The organism is Chloroflexus aurantiacus J-10-fl (genome assembly GCF_000018865.1).
GTDB classification, from domain to species: Bacteria; Chloroflexota; Chloroflexia; order Chloroflexales; family Chloroflexaceae; genus Chloroflexus; species Chloroflexus aurantiacus.
In genome coordinates this window covers 828,134-845,610 of the sequence record NC_010175.1, presented here as the reverse complement: position 1 = coordinate 845,610, position 17,477 = coordinate 828,134, and the positions used below count along the sequence as shown (strand labels likewise).

Genomic DNA, 17,477 nt, shown 5'->3' with positions numbered 1-17,477 from the left:
ATCCGGTCACTCTCCGGCAAGTAAGCGGTTAACGGTGGCAACAATCAATCGTCGCTCGACCGCCTTTATCCGTTCGTGCAGCGACTCAACCGTGTCATCGGGTTGGATCGGAACCTCAGCGCGGGCCAGAATTGGGCCATCATCCACCCGCGGTGTCACGCGATGGATGGTACAACCGGTAACGGGCAAACCGAGCCGTAGTGCATCGGCTACCACGTGCGCACCACGCAATGCCGGAATAACCAACCCACTGGTGGTAGTCACGGTATCGCCGCCATCCGCGGGTAAGAGCGCGGGATGCTGATTAATCACCCGGTTAGGGAACCGCTCAAGGAATGCTGCCGAAAGCACCCGCATAAAGCCGGCGAGGACGATCAGATCAGGCTCGAAACAGGCGACAATATCGGCCAGCCGTTGTTCCCACTGCTGACGCTGCGGGCCGCGCGTTGCCCGTAGAGGGATATACGCCGCTGCCACACCGGCCTGCAATGCCCGTTGCAGACCGTAAGCTTGAGCACGGTCACTTGCGACCAGTACCACTTCACCAGCCAGATCACCGGCAGCCTGGGCATCAAGCAGCGCTTGCAAATTGCTCCCGCTGCCGCTCAACAATACTGCAATCCCTGGCACAACCTACTCCTGGCCGATGTCACGGCGAAAATGTTTGCCTTCAAAGCGAATCTGATCGGCAGCAGCGTATGCCCGTTCACGCGCCTGGCGCAGGGTTGAACCGAGACCGGTTACACCCAGCACCCGTCCACCGGCCGTACACAGACCATTTGGACCGAGCGTCGTGCCGGCGTGGAACACGAGCACCTGATCTTCGTCAAGCGCTTCCACACCGCGGATCAAATCACCTTTTCGCGGACGGTCAGGATAACCAGCAGCACACAAGATCACACAGACCGCGTATCCCTTGCGACGGCGCAGCAGGTTGGGTTGCATGTGGCCGGTAGCACAGGCATACAGGGCACCGAGAAAATCGCCTTCCAGCAGCGGCAACACCGTCTGTGCTTCTGGATCACCAAAGCGAGCATTAAACTCAAGCACCTTTGGGCCATCCGCGGTCAGAATGATCCCGGCGTAAAGGAGACCCCGGAAAGGTGTGCCCCGTGCAGCCAGCTCATTGACAACCGGCTGCATACAACGATTGACAATTTCGTCCAGTAAGGCCGGTGTAACCTCATCAACCGGTGCAATCACCCCCATGCCGCCGGTGTTGGGACCGCGATCACCCTCTTCTAGCCGTTTGTGGTCACGTGCAGGTGGCAACGGCCAGAGCCGCTCGCCATCACAGAGAGCCTGTACCGAGACCTCGCGCCCGTATAGTCGTTCTTCAAGCAAGAGATGGTGACCGGCGGGAATCGCACTTAACTTCGCAATCGCGGCCAGGGTCTCGTCAACCGTTTCCGCAACGATCACACCCTTACCAAGGGCCAGACCGTCAGCCTTCACCACCCACGCTTTACCGCTTTCACGGGCAAATGCTGCTGCCTCTTCAGCCGAGGCAAAGACATGACTCTGGGCGGTTGGCACACCGGTAGCGGCCATAATCTCTTTTGCAAATGATTTGCTGCTCTCGATCCGGGCCGCTGCTGCGGTTGGGCCGAATGCCGGAATACCGGCAGCCTGAAAGGCATCGACAATACCATCCGCGAGGGGGTTATCGGGGCCAACGACCAGGAGGTCAATCTTTTCCTGTTGGGCCAGATCGATCAGGGCCGGATAATCGGTGAGAGGAAATGGTACATTGCGTCCGTAGCGCCCTGTACCAGGGTTACCGGGAATGGTTAACAGTTTCGTAAATCCAGGCGAGCTGGCAATTTTCCAGGCCAGGGCGTGCTCTCGTCCACCGGAACCAATGAGTAATACGTTCATAGTCCTATCAATCACGATGGTCGGCGTCTTACAAGCCAGTGCGACAAGTATAGCATGATTAAGATGACTGAGTGACAGGGTGTTCAGGTGACACAGGATCACCGACGAGTGTTGGAGCGCGACGAATGGCGTCGGCCTTAATCCACTTCTACGCGAGCGATGGCGGGGTATCATCGGTTGGGGTGTGGAAGCCAGGCGTTCGTATTAGTCGAGTAGATCCCCCAGCCGATGGCATGCCTCAACCCGGTCGCTGGCGATCTGAACGATCCGACTGCACTCCACTCATACTTCCGGGACGGACAGAATATGTGAGTTAATCCCAAATTTGCTCAACAAAGTGCATCGTTCAGGTGTGATACCGGCGAGTAGAGGCGACGCATGCGTCGCCTCTACTAACGTCCAGCGGTGCATCGTCCAGGTGCAGCATCGGGATGATCGTTGGCTGATATGACATAACTTCATATTCCACCAGATTTGATAGAACACAACGTCTATCGCAGCAGGAAGTGCCAGCGCAGCTCTTTATGCGCCGTTCTCCCGCGTTGCTATGCATTACCTACATGGCACCCAGCAGCCGGTATAACACCTCATAGCACATCGTGATGGATACGGTGCGTCGTGAGTCACACACACCATGCGGTCATGCGCTCCGCAGCGTCCTGCTGCGTTATCAGCACGCCATCGCTGCCGTTCCTGTGGTGCGGCCCTCCCGTGGCATGCATCTCCCCGCCACGGCCGTCAGGTGCCGGATGTGGCCGCTGGTGCGCAGGCTGGACGCCTGCGCCACGGGCTGGCATACCGTCCCCTATAGCCCCACACTCCCCGCTGCTCGGTGCTATCCCGCCAGCGGCACGCCCTGCCAGGGCTACCCAGCAGCACGCCCGGCCCCAATCCCCGCCGGCAGGCCAGCCCCGAAGGGGCTTCGAGGAAGTGAGGCAGGGTTTTAACCCGCCGACTCGCCGCCATCACCCCTGCTCCCGCACGCAAGCTATGCAGTCTTCGAGTAATGCATAGAGCGTAGCGGGAGAGGGGCCGGGGGTGAGGGTCCTCAGAGCAACCTTGAGACCTCGCTCCTGCACGCCCTGACACCTTCTGTCCATCCTTGAACCAATCACAGCGAGCCACTGGCAGAAATATCCAGGATATGTCACGATGTAGGTGAACCGACTCAGACCTGACGATAGGCAACACGTGGAAGCAAAATCTTGCTTATGAAACTCCTTATTCTAACTCCGGCAATGGTCGAACATACCCCTGATCTACGCACGGAAGGAACCTACCTTTTGCACCTGTGGCTCAATCATCAACTGACACAGATCGCAATTGGTCGCCTGGGAAGGTTCGACTTCGCCCCTGGTCATTACTACTACGTTGGCAGTGCATTTGGTACCGGCGGTCTGGCCGCACGATTACGACGGCATATCGCCATTGAAAAGCGCTTTCACTGGCACATCGACTATTTGCGTCCTCACGCCGAGATACGCACAATATGGGCTGCACCCGGACGAGATCGGCTTGAGTGTCGCTGGTGTAAAGAATTGGCTAAAGTGCCAGAACTGATACGTCCGATCAGCGGTTTTGGTGCTTCTGACACTGGGTGTGGTGGTCATCTCTTTTTTGCGGCAACGGCGATAGCAGAAAGCAGTATACGCGAGCTACTACTGACAGGCTGATGATGCTCTTCCCTGTTTTCAGGAGCGGACAGAATATATGAACTAAAACAACTTCTGCTGCATCAGGACGACCCGGAATCGGCTTCTAGTCTAACTTATTTCATAAAAGCTGTGCTCTCGTGCCCCTGACGATCACACAGGCACATGAACTCCTGCCAATCACTTACGACAGTATATCCTGCTCCCAGTCTGCCGGTATGGTAGCGAGGAGGGCTAACGACCATCGTCAGTGCCATCACTCGTTGGATTGGTTATCTTGCCCGTTTGTCATGTGCGTGTCGCAGGGTTTGGAGTGCGGCAGCATGGCTGCCGCAGCAGCCGTGCTCACGATCCGGCGCGTGGTATGCCGTTGACCGTACTGGTCACGGGGATGCTGGGTATACTCGTTACCATCGTATAGTCGGTCAGGCATAAAAGGGATAACTTCCAGGAGACGTTTTTTGAAATAGGTTCTACCCTCTGGCAGCGCAATTCAAGGACGGACACGACATATGAGCTAATCCCAAATCCTGCTCAACAATGCGCATCGTTCAGGTGTGATCCCTGTGCCGAAGCGGTATCACGTGCGCTATCAGTCAGTTACAAGTGGGTTGTTGTTAGTCGTAGGGGCACGACATGCTGTGCCCCTACGCCAGGCGTCGTTCAAGGGCAGCATCAGGGTAATTTATTGGCTGTTGTGTCATGACTTCTGTTCTACTAGATTGAGTACAACACAATATCTACCGCATCAGAAAGCCGCAATGCAGACCTCTGCTCTCCCCTCTACCGCGCTGTGCTATGCATTACCCATACGCCACACAGTAGCCGGTATGATGTATCGGTCGGGTCACGGGTCACGGGCCACCGGGGATGTCCTGACCGTGCCCGGTAGGGGCGTACGGCTGCGTGACCCTACCCATGCCGGTGCAGCATGCTGCCGCCATCCCCAGGACGACAATGGTCGCCGGCTGGCACCTGATGATGTCCGTGTAGGGGGCAGCAGTGCCCAGGACGGGGTATGAGCACCCATCGGGAAAGCGTCCAGCCCTACTCTGCCCGACACGACGCCACCGTCCGCCACCACTGCACCATCCAGGTTCTGTCGGTGCGCCCTGGCGTGATAGGCGGATGCACCGGACATCTCCGGCATCACGACCGTGCTGGTGTCATGCAGTGATGCCCAGGGGAGCGCAGGCTGCGATACTCCCTGATGATACACGCAGATGGCACCTATCGCGTTATGGGTAATGAAAAGCGCGCTGTGGGAGAGGGGTCAGGGGTGAGGACCCGCGAGGCGGCGGGCTTAAAACCCTGCCTCAATTCGTGGAAGTCCCTCCGGGGCTAGCCTGCCGGTGGGGAGCAGGTGCCAGGTGCACTGATGGACAGCCTCAGCAGGGCTTTCACCTCGTGAGGGAGGGCATCAGCCCGCACGACCAGATCGGCGGGTTGGGTGAGGCGGAGGGGGGATCATACCTGACCATAGGACAGGTGTCCACCCTGTGTACTGGCGGCCACGGCAATCACCTGACAGGGTGGCGGGAATGCCGGTACGTGGGCTTGCATCCCGCATCATCGGGAGCCACCACATGTTACATGGGCATCCTATTGCCTACCACGTGACTTATGGGTCGTGCATAGATAGACCGTGCTACGGGAGAGGGACCGTGGATGAGGGCGTTCATCCTACAGCCAATCTCAATCTCTGTTATACGTGCGCAGGTTCGATTCGCTCCTGAAGTGTCCGTAGTAGTTATGCTGCACCACGAAACAGCAGGAGGGACGAATCACTGTTCGCCCCTCCTGACTCGCGCTTTGCCGCTACGACACGAGACTACTCGCGTACCGGTAGTCCCCGCTCGACAATCAAATCCATCGCCCGATCTATCGGAATATGCACCTTACCCTCCATCGTATAGCCGTAGCTATTGAGTAATGTGCGTGCATCATTGACATACGTTCGATACGTATTCCCGGTAACCGGTGCCGGTTGTGGGGTAAAGGGCAGACGCCCGGCCAGCAACACGACCAGACTCAACACCAGGAACACCATCAGACCGGCGATCATCAGGCGACTCAGTGATGGCTCTGCCATTGTGCGAGCCGTGCGAACCGGCTGTGCAGGTCGTCCGGCAGTATATCGTGATGCAGAATAGTTCGGGCGATAGCTCATACTTCACACTCCTCTACGTTAGTGGTGACCGCTGTTCTGTAACTGCTCCATATTTGGATCGCGCAGCGGTAGCAGTGGTGCCTGTTGGACGTTTGCAGCGAACAGAGCAATGACCAGGCCGATCAGCCCGATAGGTGCTGCCACGTCGGTAATTGCAATATCCCACAGATGTTCGCGAAATTCGGGGAGGATAATCCAGGCCATATCAACAAAGCGCATCACCACAATCCAGCCCGCAATCGTCGCTAGTGTGTTCAGGTTGCGCTTCGTACCGCGGAACAGCAAGACAAAGAACGGTAACGCGAAGGCGAAGAGCATCAGGGCCAGCGCGACAAAAACCCAGCCGTGCTGCGTCCGGTGAACATACCAGGGCGTAAACTCGGCCACATCACCCGACCAGATAATAACCAACTGACCGTAGGACATATACGTCCACAGCACGGTGAAGGCAAATATCAATTTCCCGATGTCGTGGATCGGTTTAACCGAGACATACTCGCGGAAGAGCGCGGCATCACGGACGCGGCTCATCATCAAGGCCAGAAATGCCAGCGTCATCAACCCGGCATTCGCCATATAGTGCGCACCGTAGATGGTCGAGAACCAGTGCGGATCGAGTGACATTGCCACATCGAACGAGAAGAAGGTCACCGTGATCACAAACAGCGCAACACCGATGCCACTCAGACGGCGCATCCGGGTTGCCAGCTTCTTCGCATCACCGCCGGCATCCTGCTGTCGCGACCATGCACGCAGGGTCAGAGCCAGAGCCGACCAGATGATGAAAAAGATCGCGATTCGGGCGGTCACCCACAACGGGCTAAGCCAGGGGACCTTGTGGGCAATGATAGGATCGAACTCGGCGCCACCAGGGGTTACCACTTCCGGGTTGGCCCACTCGTAGAGCGGATGCTCTAGCCCCAGCGCCTTGTACGTATCAAAATAACCGAGGGCAATCGGAATGAAGAGCAAGCCCATAATCGGCAACGTAGCAGCACCGGCTTCCAGCATCCGGCGTACCGTCACCCCCCACGCGCCTCCGGTCAGGTGCTGCACCATCAGAAAGCCCAGGCAGCCGAGAGGGATCGTCATTGCCACGTAGTAACCATAAATGTACGACTCGAAAAACGAGGTCGGACTGAGAAAATAGCCGGCGGCCAGAACGCCGATACCAATCACAGCAGCGGCCAGGCCAAGCATCTGTACCTGGCCGAGCTGGGGAATACGGGTCTGTGAGATACTTGTCGTCGCCATGGATTCTAACCTTCCAGCCTAATTACCAAGCTGTGCACGCTGATCGGGAGGAACATCATCAATAGTTGCATTTTGGCTCAACTGCAAGGCCCGGATATAAGCGGCAATCGCCCAACGATCTTCGGGGGTAATCCGTGATGCATAACCGTACATCGACTGATACCCACCATTCTCCGGATCACCGCGGTACACGCCATTTGTAATCACCACAAAGAAATGGCTGAGAGGCGCTTCGCGCAGGCGCTGTTGATGGAAGTTGGCCGGCACGATACCGCCTCGCTCAGCAACCATACTTGCCCCGTAGCCAGCCTCGCCATGACACACTGCACAGTAGATGTTGTACTTCAGTTGGCCACGTAAGAGCAGATCTTTGGTTACCGGGAAGGGCATTGCATCCACTTCCTGACCATCGATCAGACCGGTGTAGAGAAACTCGTCGGTCTTTACTACTTCAAACGGTGTCGTGCCGGGAACATTTGGGCGCGACGAACGGCCATCAGCGAAGAAGCTGCTCGGCTCATAGGTGGTGTACTTCTGCTGATCGTACATATCCTGGTGACATGCAGTCAGCAGCAGCACCAACAGGCCGACCCAACCGAAGCGAATCATGCGTGATGTCAAGCGAGGCTTTTGCATGGGTGTCCCTCAGTATGCCACCTCAGAGACCTGCATCGGGTTCAGCGAGCGCAGGAACTGTGAAGTGCGCGAACGATCAAACAGCGGATCCGTTGCTTCAATACACAAGAAGAAGGCGTCTTGTGACGCATACTGGAAACGTGGCACGTTAAACACCGGATGGTACGGTGACGGTAGACCATTAAGTACAATCATGCCGATGGCTGCCGCAAACGAAGCCAGCAGAATCCCGCTTTCAAATGTGATCGGGATCATGGCCGGCCAGTTGGTAATATCGAGCGGGCGACCGCCGACATTGAGGGGATAATCAACCAGATTTCCGATGTATTGCAGAATAAACCCAGAGGCAGCCCCAATCAGCCCAAAGAGCAGCACCAGGCGAGGCACACCGGTATCGCCATGGGCAATCTCCTCAATCACCTCTTCAATTGGGAAGGGTGAAAAGGCATCCATCTTCGTATAGCCGGCTGCCTTAGCCTTGCGAGTTGCTTCAATTAATGCCTCTGGCGTGGGAAACTCAGCCATCACGCCGTACACATCGTTACGCATCGCCTCACTCCTTTTAGTCTGCTGTCGCTGCACCATGCGCCGGGCTTTGCTCGTGCCCGTGGCCGTGCGCGCCATGCCCTGCCCGCTGCTTTGCCTTCTCCGTTTCCTGATAGAGGAACAACCGCATCTCAAAGATGTTAATCATCGGCAAGACACGGATGAAGAGGAAGAGCAGCGTGAAGAAGAGGCCGAAGGTGCCAATGTAGAGCGACCAGTCCCAAATCGTGGGAATATAAATATCCCATGACGACGGCAAGAAGTCGCGTTCGAGCGAAATCACGATAATCACGTAACGCTCAAGCCACATACCGACGCTAACAATCAAGGAGATAATCAGCAAGGCCGGTATATTCTGCCGCACCTTCTTGAACCAGAGCGGCTGAATCGCCACTGCGTTACAGAAGAGCAACCCCCAGTACGCCCACGAGCTTGGTCCAAACAGACGGTTGTACAAGAGGTATTCCTCGAACTCATTACCGCTGTAGAGCGAGGCAAAGACCTCCATGAAGTACCCGTACACGACAATCATCCCGGTCGTGAGCATAACCTTCGCCATCACATCAAGATGGTGCAGGGTAATGTAGTTCTCAAAGCCGTAGAAGGTGCGTACCGGGATCATGAGCAGGAGTACCATCGCGAAACCGGCGAACACGGCACCGGCCACGAAGTAGGGTGGGAAGACGGTAACCTGCCAGCCGGGCACCTGCGAAATGGCGAAGTCGAGCGAAATGATTGAGTGTACCGACACCACCAGCGGCGTTGAGAGACCTGCCAGCAAGATCGAAGCCATCTCGTAGCGGTGCCAGTGACGAGCCGATCCGCGCCAGCCAAGGGCAGCAATGCCGTACAGTCGCTTCACCCAAATATTCTTCGCTCGATCACGCAGCGTAGCGAAGTCGGGGATCAGACCTACCAGCCAGAACACCAGCGACACAGTTGCGTAGGTCGAAATTGCGAACACGTCCCAGGCCAACGCGCTGCGGAACTGTGGCCACATGCCGTGGGTGTTGGGGTACGGGATCAGCCAGTAGAAGAGCCATGGCCGCCCAAGGTGCAGAATCGGGTAGAGACCGGCACAGGCCACTGCGAACAGCGTCATTGCCTCGGCAAAGCGGTTGATCGAGTTGCGCCAGCCCTGGTTGAGCAGCAACAAGATTGCCGAGATGAGCGTACCGGCGTGACCGATACCGATCCACCACACGAAGTTGATGATGTCCATGCCCCAGCCGACCGGGATATTGATACCCCAGATACCGACGCCGCGGATGAACAGCCACGTCACCGACACAAAGAAGATCATCAACATGAAGAATGCCACGCTGAAGCCGGCTAGCCAGCCCTTTGGTGTCTTCAGCGGCGGCGTAAGGGGTACATCACCGATCTTCGCAGAGATCGATGTGTAGGTTTCTCCCGGCAACAGATAGGCTTCGCCATCGTCTTGTGGCCGGGTGCGGAGTGGTTGCGCCTGTGCCATCGCTAGCCTTCCACCTTTTCTAGTTCCTCAGACGGATTGCGGACACGGGCCAGATATGTCGTGCGCGGGACGGTGTTCAGGAAGCCCAACAGGCCGTAGTTGTGCCCTTCTGCTTTCCATTTTGCGACCCGGCTGTTGCTGTCATTAATGTCACCAAACACAATGGCACCGGTTGGACACGCCTGCTCGCAGGCGGTCTGAATGGCGCCGTCGCTAATGACATACGATGACTGACCGGCTTGCACTGCCGCTCGTTTGGCTGCAATACGTGCTCCGCTAATGCGCTGGACGCAGTACGTGCACTTCTCCATCACACCTCGGATGCGCACCGTCACATCTGGGTTGAACGCGAGCTTGAAGGTCTCGGTCGTGGTATCGCTGTATTGCAAGAAGTTAAACCGCCGTACCTTGTACGGGCAGTTGTTCGAGCAATACTTTGTACCGACACAGCGATTATACACCATGTTGTTAAGACCTTCGTAGTCGTGAACGGTAGCCGCAACCGGACAGACAACCTCACATGGCGCTTTTTCGCACTGCATACAGTTGACAGGCATCATGTAGATCGAGGGGTTATCAAGATCCTCACCTGCAAAGTATCGATCAATGCGTATCCAGTGCATTTCACGGCCACGCGAGACCTGATCTTTGCCAACGACGGCGATGTTGTTTTCAGCCTGGCAGGCTACGACACAGGCGTTACAGCCGATACAGGCGTTCAGGTTGATGGTCATTCCCCAGGCGTTGCGACCGGTATAGTCATCGCCGGGTTGAAGCGATTGATAGTTCGGCGTTTCTCGTCCGTATTCCTCTTGATAGACCTCTTTGGCAATGTACTTCGGGTCTTCCTTGAATTTCTTAAATTCACCAACCCGATAAATATCGCGTCCTTCGAGTGTCCAGTGATCTTGCGTGCTGACCAGCAGATAGGTGCGACCGGTGTTGGTTACGCGAGCACCAGCGCCAAACCACGGGCTATCACTGGTACGGATTGGGTAGACATCGATACCGACGTTGTTGCCCACCCGTCCGGCATGGGTGCGACCATAGCCGAGATTGAGTGTGATCGAGTCTTCGGCGTGACCGGGTAGGAGCCAGATCGGTATCTCGATGATCCCACCGCGATACTCAATGCGGGCTATCGTGCCGTTGACTTTCGAGAGCTGCTCAAGATATTGCTGCCGCTCACGATCATCGGCTTCAGTCCCAATCAGGCGGTCAGCATTGAACGGCAGACCAAGCAATTTGATGGCTGTGCGCGGACTCATCAAAGCCGCATTGTCCCAAACCAGTTTGGTGAGTGGACGTGGTAGCTCTTGCAGCCAACCATTATTTGCATAAAAGCCATCGAAAAGTGATGGGTCTGGCCGGAATACGATTTCGACGCCATCACCGGGCTGAGGAATCGGTGTCGCCCGGATTGCTCCCTCATTTAACGTTGGTTCGATAACGGGGGCAACCGTCTCGGCAATGACGCCGTTTGCCAGTGCCACCTGCCAGCCGGTTTCGCCAATTTGTTCCAGCCAGAATGAACGTACCAGATCATAACTCTCTGCTTCTGGCTGGCCGAGCATTGCCGCCAGCAGTTCGTTAGCGGTTTTTCCACCGTAGAGGGGTTCAATCAGCGGTTGCACAATACTGGCCGTACCGTCGAAGGCACGAGCATCGCCCCAGCTCTCCAGCGGGTGCGCTTGCGGAATGTGCCAGGTGGCACGTGCCGAAGTCTCGTCAACAAACTGGCTCAGATGAATAGTTAGCGGTACGCTCGCCATGCGGTCGGCGAAGCGGAGATCACCGGGCGCGTTGTAGACCGGATTCCCGCCAATCATGATCAGGGTTTCAACCCGACCGGCAGCCATCTCGCTGACCAGTGCCACCAGCTCTTCCGTCTGATTGGTTGGTCGGGCTTCAACCGGTTCGTGGTAGAACACTGTCTGGCCCACATTTCCCAATTCAGCATTGATCAAGTGCGCCAGTGCGTGGACGATAGGCGGCTGTTGGTCGCCGGCAATCACCACCGACTGACCACGATGCTCTTCCAGATCGCGGGCAATCGCACGCAGAAACTCTTCAGCCTTTGGCGACAATGTAGCCGGTGCGCCACCGACACCCAGCTCGTTCGCCAGGGCACCGGTAAAGGCAGCAATGGCATCGGCACGTAGTGGCAACCGGTGATCGGCAGCCGTGCCGGTGGTTGAAGGGCTGGCCTCAACCACGTACAGCCGGTTCATCGTCGTACTATCTTTACGCACCTTTCGCCTCTCGGCAAAGGCGCGGGCATAGGCGACAAAACCAGGGCCAGGGGCCAGAAAATCGGCATCCAGACTTACCACAACCTGAGCTGCCGACAGATCGTAGCGCGTCGTAACATCACGACCGAACGCCAGCCGGGCACCGGCAACCACATTGTCGCGGTTGATCGGCTCATACTGATACCAGCGGGCCTGGGGGTAGGCTTGCAAAAACTGCTCAATCTGGGCCGCTAACGATGGTGAAGTGATAGTCGTAGTGAGCAGGCGTACCCCCGCTCCCTGGGTGGCCCTGGCCGCAGTCAGAGCATTGCCGAGCGTGGTAGTAAACTCAGCCCATGTAGACGGCACACCTTGCCGCAACACTGTCGTCGAGCGGTCAGGGTCATACATGGTAAGAATCTCGGCCTGCGCGAAGAGATCGGTACCGCCGAGACTGGCCGGGTGGCGTGGGTTGCCTTCTACTTTCGTTGGCCGCCCTTCATTCGAGCGCACCAGAACACCGGTACCATACCCGCCAAGGGTCAGCGTCGAAGCAAAATATTGTGGTATGCCGGGTACTCGTCCCTCTGGCTGGCGATCAAACGGCGCAATGTACTGGCGTGGTTGATACGTACAGGCAGTGACACCGGCCAAAGCGAGGGAAGCTCCCATCAGCTTCAAAAAGGTACGCCGGCTGATTCCATCCTCCAGCTCGCTTGCACCACGCGGAAATTCACGCTCGATCAGCTCACGAAAGGCTGGCGCATCGGCCAATTGATCAAGCGAACGCCAGAACTGTGGGCCGCGAGCATCCCGCAATTGGGCACGAATAGCTTCGAGATCGGGTTGTTGCTGTGTCATAATCTTCTACCAATACCGTTGATAGCGATTCCAGCGGGCACGTAGATTACACCGGTCGATCAACCTGGCGAATCAGCGGTGACATACGTAACAATTGGTCAACTGATCAGGTGGCATGATGCCGTATTCCGCTACAAGCTGGCGACCGATCTCCAACTGGTTGGATGGTGGTACATAATCCATGTTGTACACCTCTTCGCGCGGTCGCACGTACAGCTCTGGATTGCGGTGGCAATTCAGACACCACCCCATATACAGGGCCTGTTGCTGCCAGACCACCGGCATATTGTTCACCTGACCGTGGCAGGTCGAGCAACCAATACCCTTGTTGACGTGGATCGAATGGTTGAAGTAGACAAAATTCGGCAGGTCGTACACCTTCACCCATTCAATCGGCTTACCGGTGGCATAGCTCTCGCGCACCTTTTCCAGGAGCGGGCTGTAGGTCTTGATCTGGGAGTGGCAGGTCATACAGGTTTCGGTGGCCGGAATGTTGGCAAAGTACGACTGATCAACTGAGGTATGGCAATACCGACAGTCAATCCCGACGACATTCACATGCAGTTGATGACTGAATGCCACCGGCTGCTCAATGGCCACGTTTACCTGTCGGAAATAATTTGACCGAAAGTAAACGCCGAGAATAAGAATCCCTTCAACGACGAGCAGAACGAGGGCGAAGATGCTCAAACGCGACAGAAGGTTGGCATTGCGGGGAAAAATCTGTGCCATGCTGCATTACCCTATCCAGGAAGTGAACTGCACGGTGTCACCTGTTCAGCTATTATAGAACCGTTTTGCTTTTGCGTCAAATACCTGGACGCCGGATTATTTTTCATTTCCTTACAGAATGCTGAAAACGCGAATCGTACAACGTGGTTTAGGTGACAGGTTTTTGCATATTTTGCATAACCTCTCGCTCTTATAACCCTTGATACGTGCCTGGCCAGACCCAGACATCGTGGTGTTGTTGCACCTCTCTTCTCTAATCATATCACAATTTTTTGTGCAAGCAGCGTGCAATTTCGTGACAAATGTCGCGAGGAATATGTGACATGGCGGTTCAAGTGGAACACCAATAAGAACCTCTCTCCATCTCCCACCGTTGCCTCACGTTCCAATCCAGCCCCCTCTTTCTACTTCCCAATACCTCCCTCCCATCTCCTCCCTCCTACCTTCTATTTCCTATCTCCTCCCCCTATTTCCTATTTCCTATCTCCTCCCCCTATTTCCTATTTCCTATCTCCTCCCCCTATCTCCTATTTCCTATCTCCTATCTCCTCCCTCCTCCCTCACTGCCTGCTCCCCATCCAGTTATGGTATAGTGTTCACCAATACACGACATTCGCACGAGGACATGCGATGAAAATAGCGATTATTGGCCTACCAAATAGTGGCAAAACAACCGTCTTCAATGCCCTGACACGCGGCCACGCCGAGACAGCCGCGTATTCATCGGGTCAATTAGAGCCAAACCTGGCAACCGTTAAAGTTCCCGATCCGCGGCTGGAAGTTCTGGCGCAGATGTTCAAGCCGCGCAAGATTACCTATGCCGATGTGCAATACGTTGATATTGGCGGCTTGAGTGGAAGTGGCCGGGCTGGAGGTGGCCTGCCACCCGTCTTGCTCAACTACATCGCCTCTGCCGATGCCCTGCTGCACGTGGTGCGCGCATTTGACGATCCGGCAGTACCCCATCCAAATGGTTCGGTCGATCCGCAACGCGACATTGCCGCAGTCGATCTGGAACTGGCTTTTTCCGATCTCGGCATCATCGAACGGCGTCTGAACCGATTGAACGCCGAGATTCCCAAATTGCCGGCCAAAGAGAAAGAGCTGCGCACTGCCGAACGCGATCTGTTGCAGCGTTTACGCGAGGCACTCGAAGCCGAAACGCCAATCCGGGCGCTCGAATTGACCGAGGACGAGGCGCGGCTGATTCGCGGCTACCAGTTTCTCACCGCGAAACCAATGCTGATTGCCCCGAACATCGGTGAAGCCGACATAGCCAATCCACCGCAGATTACATATCCGCATCGCCAGAGTGCGGTTGAACCGCTGTGCGGCAAGATCGAAGCCGAGCTGGCGCAGCTCGACGATGCCGAAGCGCAGGTCTTCATGGACGACCTGGGCATCACCGCTCCGGCCCGTGATCGGGTGATTGCAGCCAGCTATCGCCTGCTCGGACTGATCAGTTTTCTCACCGCCGGCCCCGACGAGGTGCGGGCATGGCCGATCCCGAAAGGTACGCCAGCAGTCGAAGCAGCAGGAACGATCCATTCCGATATTCAACGTGGCTTCATCCGGGCTGAGATTGTTGCCTACCACGATCTGATCAACGCCGGCAGCATGCACGAGGCGAAAAAAGCAGGGCTGGTACGGATGGAAGGCAAGCAGTACATTGTGCAAGATGGAGACATTTGCCACTTCCTCTTCAATGTCTGAGCGATTGTTGACGGCGTCGCTGCGGGCGGCCTGGTGGGGACCTGCGGTTACGCGGATCATGGCTGCTGCCCTGGCCGCGGCTGATCCGTTCCAGGCCACGCTCACCGCTCTGCAGCGCGACGGCGACTGGCTGATGGTCGGCGAGCGCCGCTACGATCTGCGGGCGTTTCAGCGTATCTGGCTGGTCGGTGCGGGCAAAGCCGGTGCAGCAATGGCACAGGCTGCGGTTCAGGTACTGGGAGATCGCCTGCACGGCGGCCTGGTCGTCGTGAAAGATGACGGTGCCCCACTGCCTGACCTGCCGGGTATCACCCTGCTACGCGCCGCCCACCCGACCCCAGACGAACGGAGTGTACTGGCCGGTCAGCAACTCGCGACCTTGCTCGCCGGGGTCACCGCACACGACCTGGTCCTGGCCCTGATTTCCGGTGGTGGTTCAGCACTGCTCAACCTGCCGGTACCGGGGGTCACCCTGGCCGACATTCAGATCCTCACTGCCGAACTACTGGCCTGTGGCGCACCGATTGGCGCTATCAACACCCTGCGCAAGCATCTCGATCAGATCAAAGGTGGCGGACTGGCGCGCATGGCGGCACCGGCAACACTCATTACCCTCATCCTCTCCGACGTTGTCGGTAGCCCACTTCAGGTCATCGCCTCCGGGCCAACCGTCGCCGATCCAACCACCTTTGCCGACGCCCTGGCGTTTCTCGAACAGTACGAATTAATGGAACGGTGTCCACCGGCTATCCTGACGTATCTGATGGCAGGTTCCCGTGGCGACCATCCAGAGACATTGAAACCGGGCGATCCCTTGCTCACGACGGTGCAGAACATTCTCATCGGGAGCAACGCTCAGGCCGCCCAGGCCGCACTTATTGCCGCCCGCGACGCCGGCTTCAACGCAATGCTCCTGACCACCTACCTGGAGGGAGAAGCTCGCGAGGTGGGGCACGTGCTGGCCGGCATTGCCCGCGAAATTGCCACATCCGGCCATCCACTGGCAACGCCGGCCTGCGTGATTGCCGGCGGCGAAACAACCGTAACCCTGCGTGGAACCGGATTGGGCGGACGGAACCAGGAGCTGGCGTTGAGTGCCGCCATCGCCCTCGACGGCCTCGACCAGGCCGCCGTCATTGCCCTGGCAACCGATGGCGGCGACGGACCAACCGATGCTGCCGGCGCAGTTGCCACCGGCACAACCGTCGCTCGTGCCAGAGCGATAGGCCACGATCCACTCACTCACCTGCGGCGCAACGACGCCTACCCCTTCTTCGCCGCCCTCGACGATCTCCTGCGCCCCGGCCCAACCGGCACCAACGTCAACGATCTGGTGTTTATTGTGGTCGGATGACAGCTTCATCCAGCGGTTTCAGCCTTCTGCGCTATAGCATGCCCGCCATCCACCCCTGCGGCCTCGTCACACGCGAGAGCGTTTCCCGCTTTCGATATGGGGGGCGTCAGTTTGGGGGAGTATCATATCTAGTGTAACATCAAATCTTGACTGACACTGTACATTATTCAGGTTGTCAGACCCATGATAGAGCCACTGTCAGGCGTGTCATTAGCAATCCGCCAGTGGACCAGCATAGACGCTCAAACTGGTTTACGGGCAGTTGCGTGCAGGGTCAGCGCCAGGGTAATGGTTGACGAGCGTGTAATGTTGGTGCTGCGTTCAATAGTGTTATACGACACGCGCCCTCACCCTTACCCGTCCCCGCCGGGGCAGGAGTCTCCGATGCAGGATGGATCCCGCTTTCGCACGCTGGTTCAGGTTTGCAATACCCCAATGAGTCGTATGTTCGTGCTTCCATGGGGGACACCCACACACATGCCTGTGCATCGCAGTGCAGCGATCCGACGGGCGGAAAACGTTTTGAATTGACGAACGATTTCCGGCAATCCCTGACGTTTAGCAGACGTGCTGGAAGGGGCGAATTCCGGCGGGGCGGGTGTCGTTGGCACGGGTTCCGTCGAGGCGGATTCCGGCGGGGCGGGTTTAGAACCCGCCCCTACAATCATAATGATCCCGTGGACGTGGTTTGGCATCACCACCAACGCATCCAACACCACTCCATCCACGTGATTGGGCAGGTCACACCACGTGCGTTGCACTATTTCTCCCAAGGCATTCAACCGCATTGCTCCATCTACCACCTCCCCGAACAGGCATTCACGGTTCTGCGTGCAGATGGTCACAAAATAGGCTCCAGGCTGCGCATAATCGTACCCCTTCAGGCGAATTGATCGGCGGTGGTAGGTGGGGGTATAGCTCATTTCAGCCTCGCTTTTGGTAAAGTGTAGTTTAGTAGTTGCTTGTTGTGCTT

Annotated in this window: 12 protein-coding genes; 3 read left to right on the top strand and 9 right to left on the bottom strand. The window is 56.9% G+C overall.

Features of this window, described 5'->3' with window-relative positions:
• Positions 1-6: 6 nt before the first annotated feature.
• Together purN and purD are read right to left on the bottom strand one after the other, a co-directional pair.
• A complete protein-coding gene (gene purN / locus CAUR_RS03280) occupies positions 7-630 on the bottom strand; it encodes a phosphoribosylglycinamide formyltransferase (protein WP_012256526.1) in 624 nt (207 codons plus the stop codon).
• 3 nt (positions 631-633) lie between these two features.
• Positions 634-1,878: a phosphoribosylamine--glycine ligase gene (gene purD, locus CAUR_RS03275; protein WP_012256525.1), complete on the bottom strand. Its 1,245-nt coding sequence runs from the start codon at positions 1,876-1,878 to the stop codon at positions 634-636.
• A 1,211-nt stretch (positions 1,879-3,089) separates the two neighbouring features.
• Between purD and CAUR_RS03270 the strand changes: the two genes are divergently transcribed.
• Positions 3,090-3,551: a GIY-YIG nuclease family protein gene (locus CAUR_RS03270; protein WP_012256524.1), complete on the top strand. Its 462-nt coding sequence runs from the start codon at positions 3,090-3,092 to the stop codon at positions 3,549-3,551.
• Positions 3,552-5,361: 1,810 nt separating this feature from the next.
• On the opposite strand, the gene CAUR_RS03265 is transcribed toward CAUR_RS03270, so the two are convergent.
• The 7 genes from CAUR_RS03265 to CAUR_RS03235 form a co-directional block, all read right to left on the bottom strand.
• The gene (locus CAUR_RS03265; RefSeq protein WP_012256523.1) at positions 5,362-5,700 is read right to left on the bottom strand and encodes a hypothetical protein; all 339 of its coding nucleotides are present in this window, start codon (positions 5,698-5,700) and stop codon (positions 5,362-5,364) included.
• An 18-nt stretch (positions 5,701-5,718) separates the two neighbouring features.
• A complete protein-coding gene (locus CAUR_RS03260; RefSeq protein ID WP_012256522.1) occupies positions 5,719-6,954 on the bottom strand; it encodes a hypothetical protein in 1,236 nt (411 codons plus the stop codon).
• Between the two features lie 18 nt (positions 6,955-6,972).
• Complete coding sequence (locus CAUR_RS03255) at positions 6,973-7,590, bottom strand: c-type cytochrome (RefSeq protein ID WP_012256521.1); 618 nt, start codon at positions 7,588-7,590, stop codon at positions 6,973-6,975.
• A 9-nt stretch (positions 7,591-7,599) separates the two neighbouring features.
• Positions 7,600-8,139 carry a DUF3341 domain-containing protein gene (locus CAUR_RS03250; RefSeq protein ID WP_012256520.1) on the bottom strand — a complete coding sequence of 180 codons (540 nt, stop codon included), beginning with the start codon at positions 8,137-8,139 and terminating at the stop codon, positions 7,600-7,602.
• Positions 8,140-8,152: 13 nt separating this feature from the next.
• Entirely contained in the window at positions 8,153-9,613 is a 1,461-nt protein-coding gene (gene nrfD, locus CAUR_RS03245; RefSeq protein ID WP_012256519.1) for an NrfD/PsrC family molybdoenzyme membrane anchor subunit, read from the bottom strand.
• A gap of 2 nt (positions 9,614-9,615) precedes the next feature.
• Positions 9,616-12,705, bottom strand: coding sequence for a TAT-variant-translocated molybdopterin oxidoreductase (locus tag CAUR_RS03240; protein ID WP_012256518.1), 3,090 nt, complete (start codon positions 12,703-12,705; stop codon positions 9,616-9,618).
• Positions 12,706-12,777: 72 nt separating this feature from the next.
• On the bottom strand, positions 12,778-13,437 hold the full coding sequence (locus CAUR_RS03235; protein WP_012256517.1) for a cytochrome c3 family protein: 660 nt from the start codon (positions 13,435-13,437) through the stop codon (positions 12,778-12,780).
• A gap of 630 nt (positions 13,438-14,067) precedes the next feature.
• On the opposite strand from CAUR_RS03235, the gene ychF reads away from it, so the two are divergent.
• Together ychF and CAUR_RS03225 are read left to right on the top strand one after the other, a co-directional pair.
• On the top strand, positions 14,068-15,150 hold the full coding sequence (gene ychF / locus CAUR_RS03230) for a redox-regulated ATPase YchF (RefSeq protein WP_012256516.1): 1,083 nt from the start codon (positions 14,068-14,070) through the stop codon (positions 15,148-15,150).
• Complete coding sequence (locus tag CAUR_RS03225) at positions 15,116-16,504, top strand: glycerate kinase type-2 family protein (protein WP_242605043.1); 1,389 nt, start codon at positions 15,116-15,118, stop codon at positions 16,502-16,504. Before ychF ends, CAUR_RS03225 begins: the two co-directional genes overlap by 35 nt.
• Positions 16,505-17,477 lie beyond the last annotated feature (973 nt).

Bases quoted from the DNA above. Each gene is read 5' to 3' on its own strand.
- purD (WP_012256525.1), bottom strand. From the start codon at position 1,878: ATGAACGTATTACTCATTGGTTCCGGTGGACGAGAGCACGCCCTGGCC.
- CAUR_RS03270 (WP_012256524.1), top strand. From the start codon at position 3,090: ATGAAACTCCTTATTCTAACTCCGGCAATGGTCGAACATACCCCTGAT.
- CAUR_RS03265 (WP_012256523.1), bottom strand. From the start codon at position 5,700: ATGAGCTATCGCCCGAACTATTCTGCATCACGATATACTGCCGGACGA.
- CAUR_RS03260 (WP_012256522.1), bottom strand. From the start codon at position 6,954: ATGGCGACGACAAGTATCTCACAGACCCGTATTCCCCAGCTCGGCCAG.
- CAUR_RS03255 (WP_012256521.1), bottom strand. From the start codon at position 7,590: ATGCAAAAGCCTCGCTTGACATCACGCATGATTCGCTTCGGTTGGGTC.
- CAUR_RS03250 (WP_012256520.1), bottom strand. From the start codon at position 8,139: ATGCGTAACGATGTGTACGGCGTGATGGCTGAGTTTCCCACGCCAGAG.
- nrfD (WP_012256519.1), bottom strand. From the start codon at position 9,613: ATGGCACAGGCGCAACCACTCCGCACCCGGCCACAAGACGATGGCGAA.
- CAUR_RS03240 (WP_012256518.1), bottom strand. From the start codon at position 12,705: ATGACACAGCAACAACCCGATCTCGAAGCTATTCGTGCCCAATTGCGG.
- CAUR_RS03235 (WP_012256517.1), bottom strand. From the start codon at position 13,437: ATGGCACAGATTTTTCCCCGCAATGCCAACCTTCTGTCGCGTTTGAGC.
- ychF (WP_012256516.1), top strand. From the start codon at position 14,068: ATGAAAATAGCGATTATTGGCCTACCAAATAGTGGCAAAACAACCGTC.
- CAUR_RS03225 (WP_242605043.1), top strand. From the start codon at position 15,116: ATGGAGACATTTGCCACTTCCTCTTCAATGTCTGAGCGATTGTTGACG.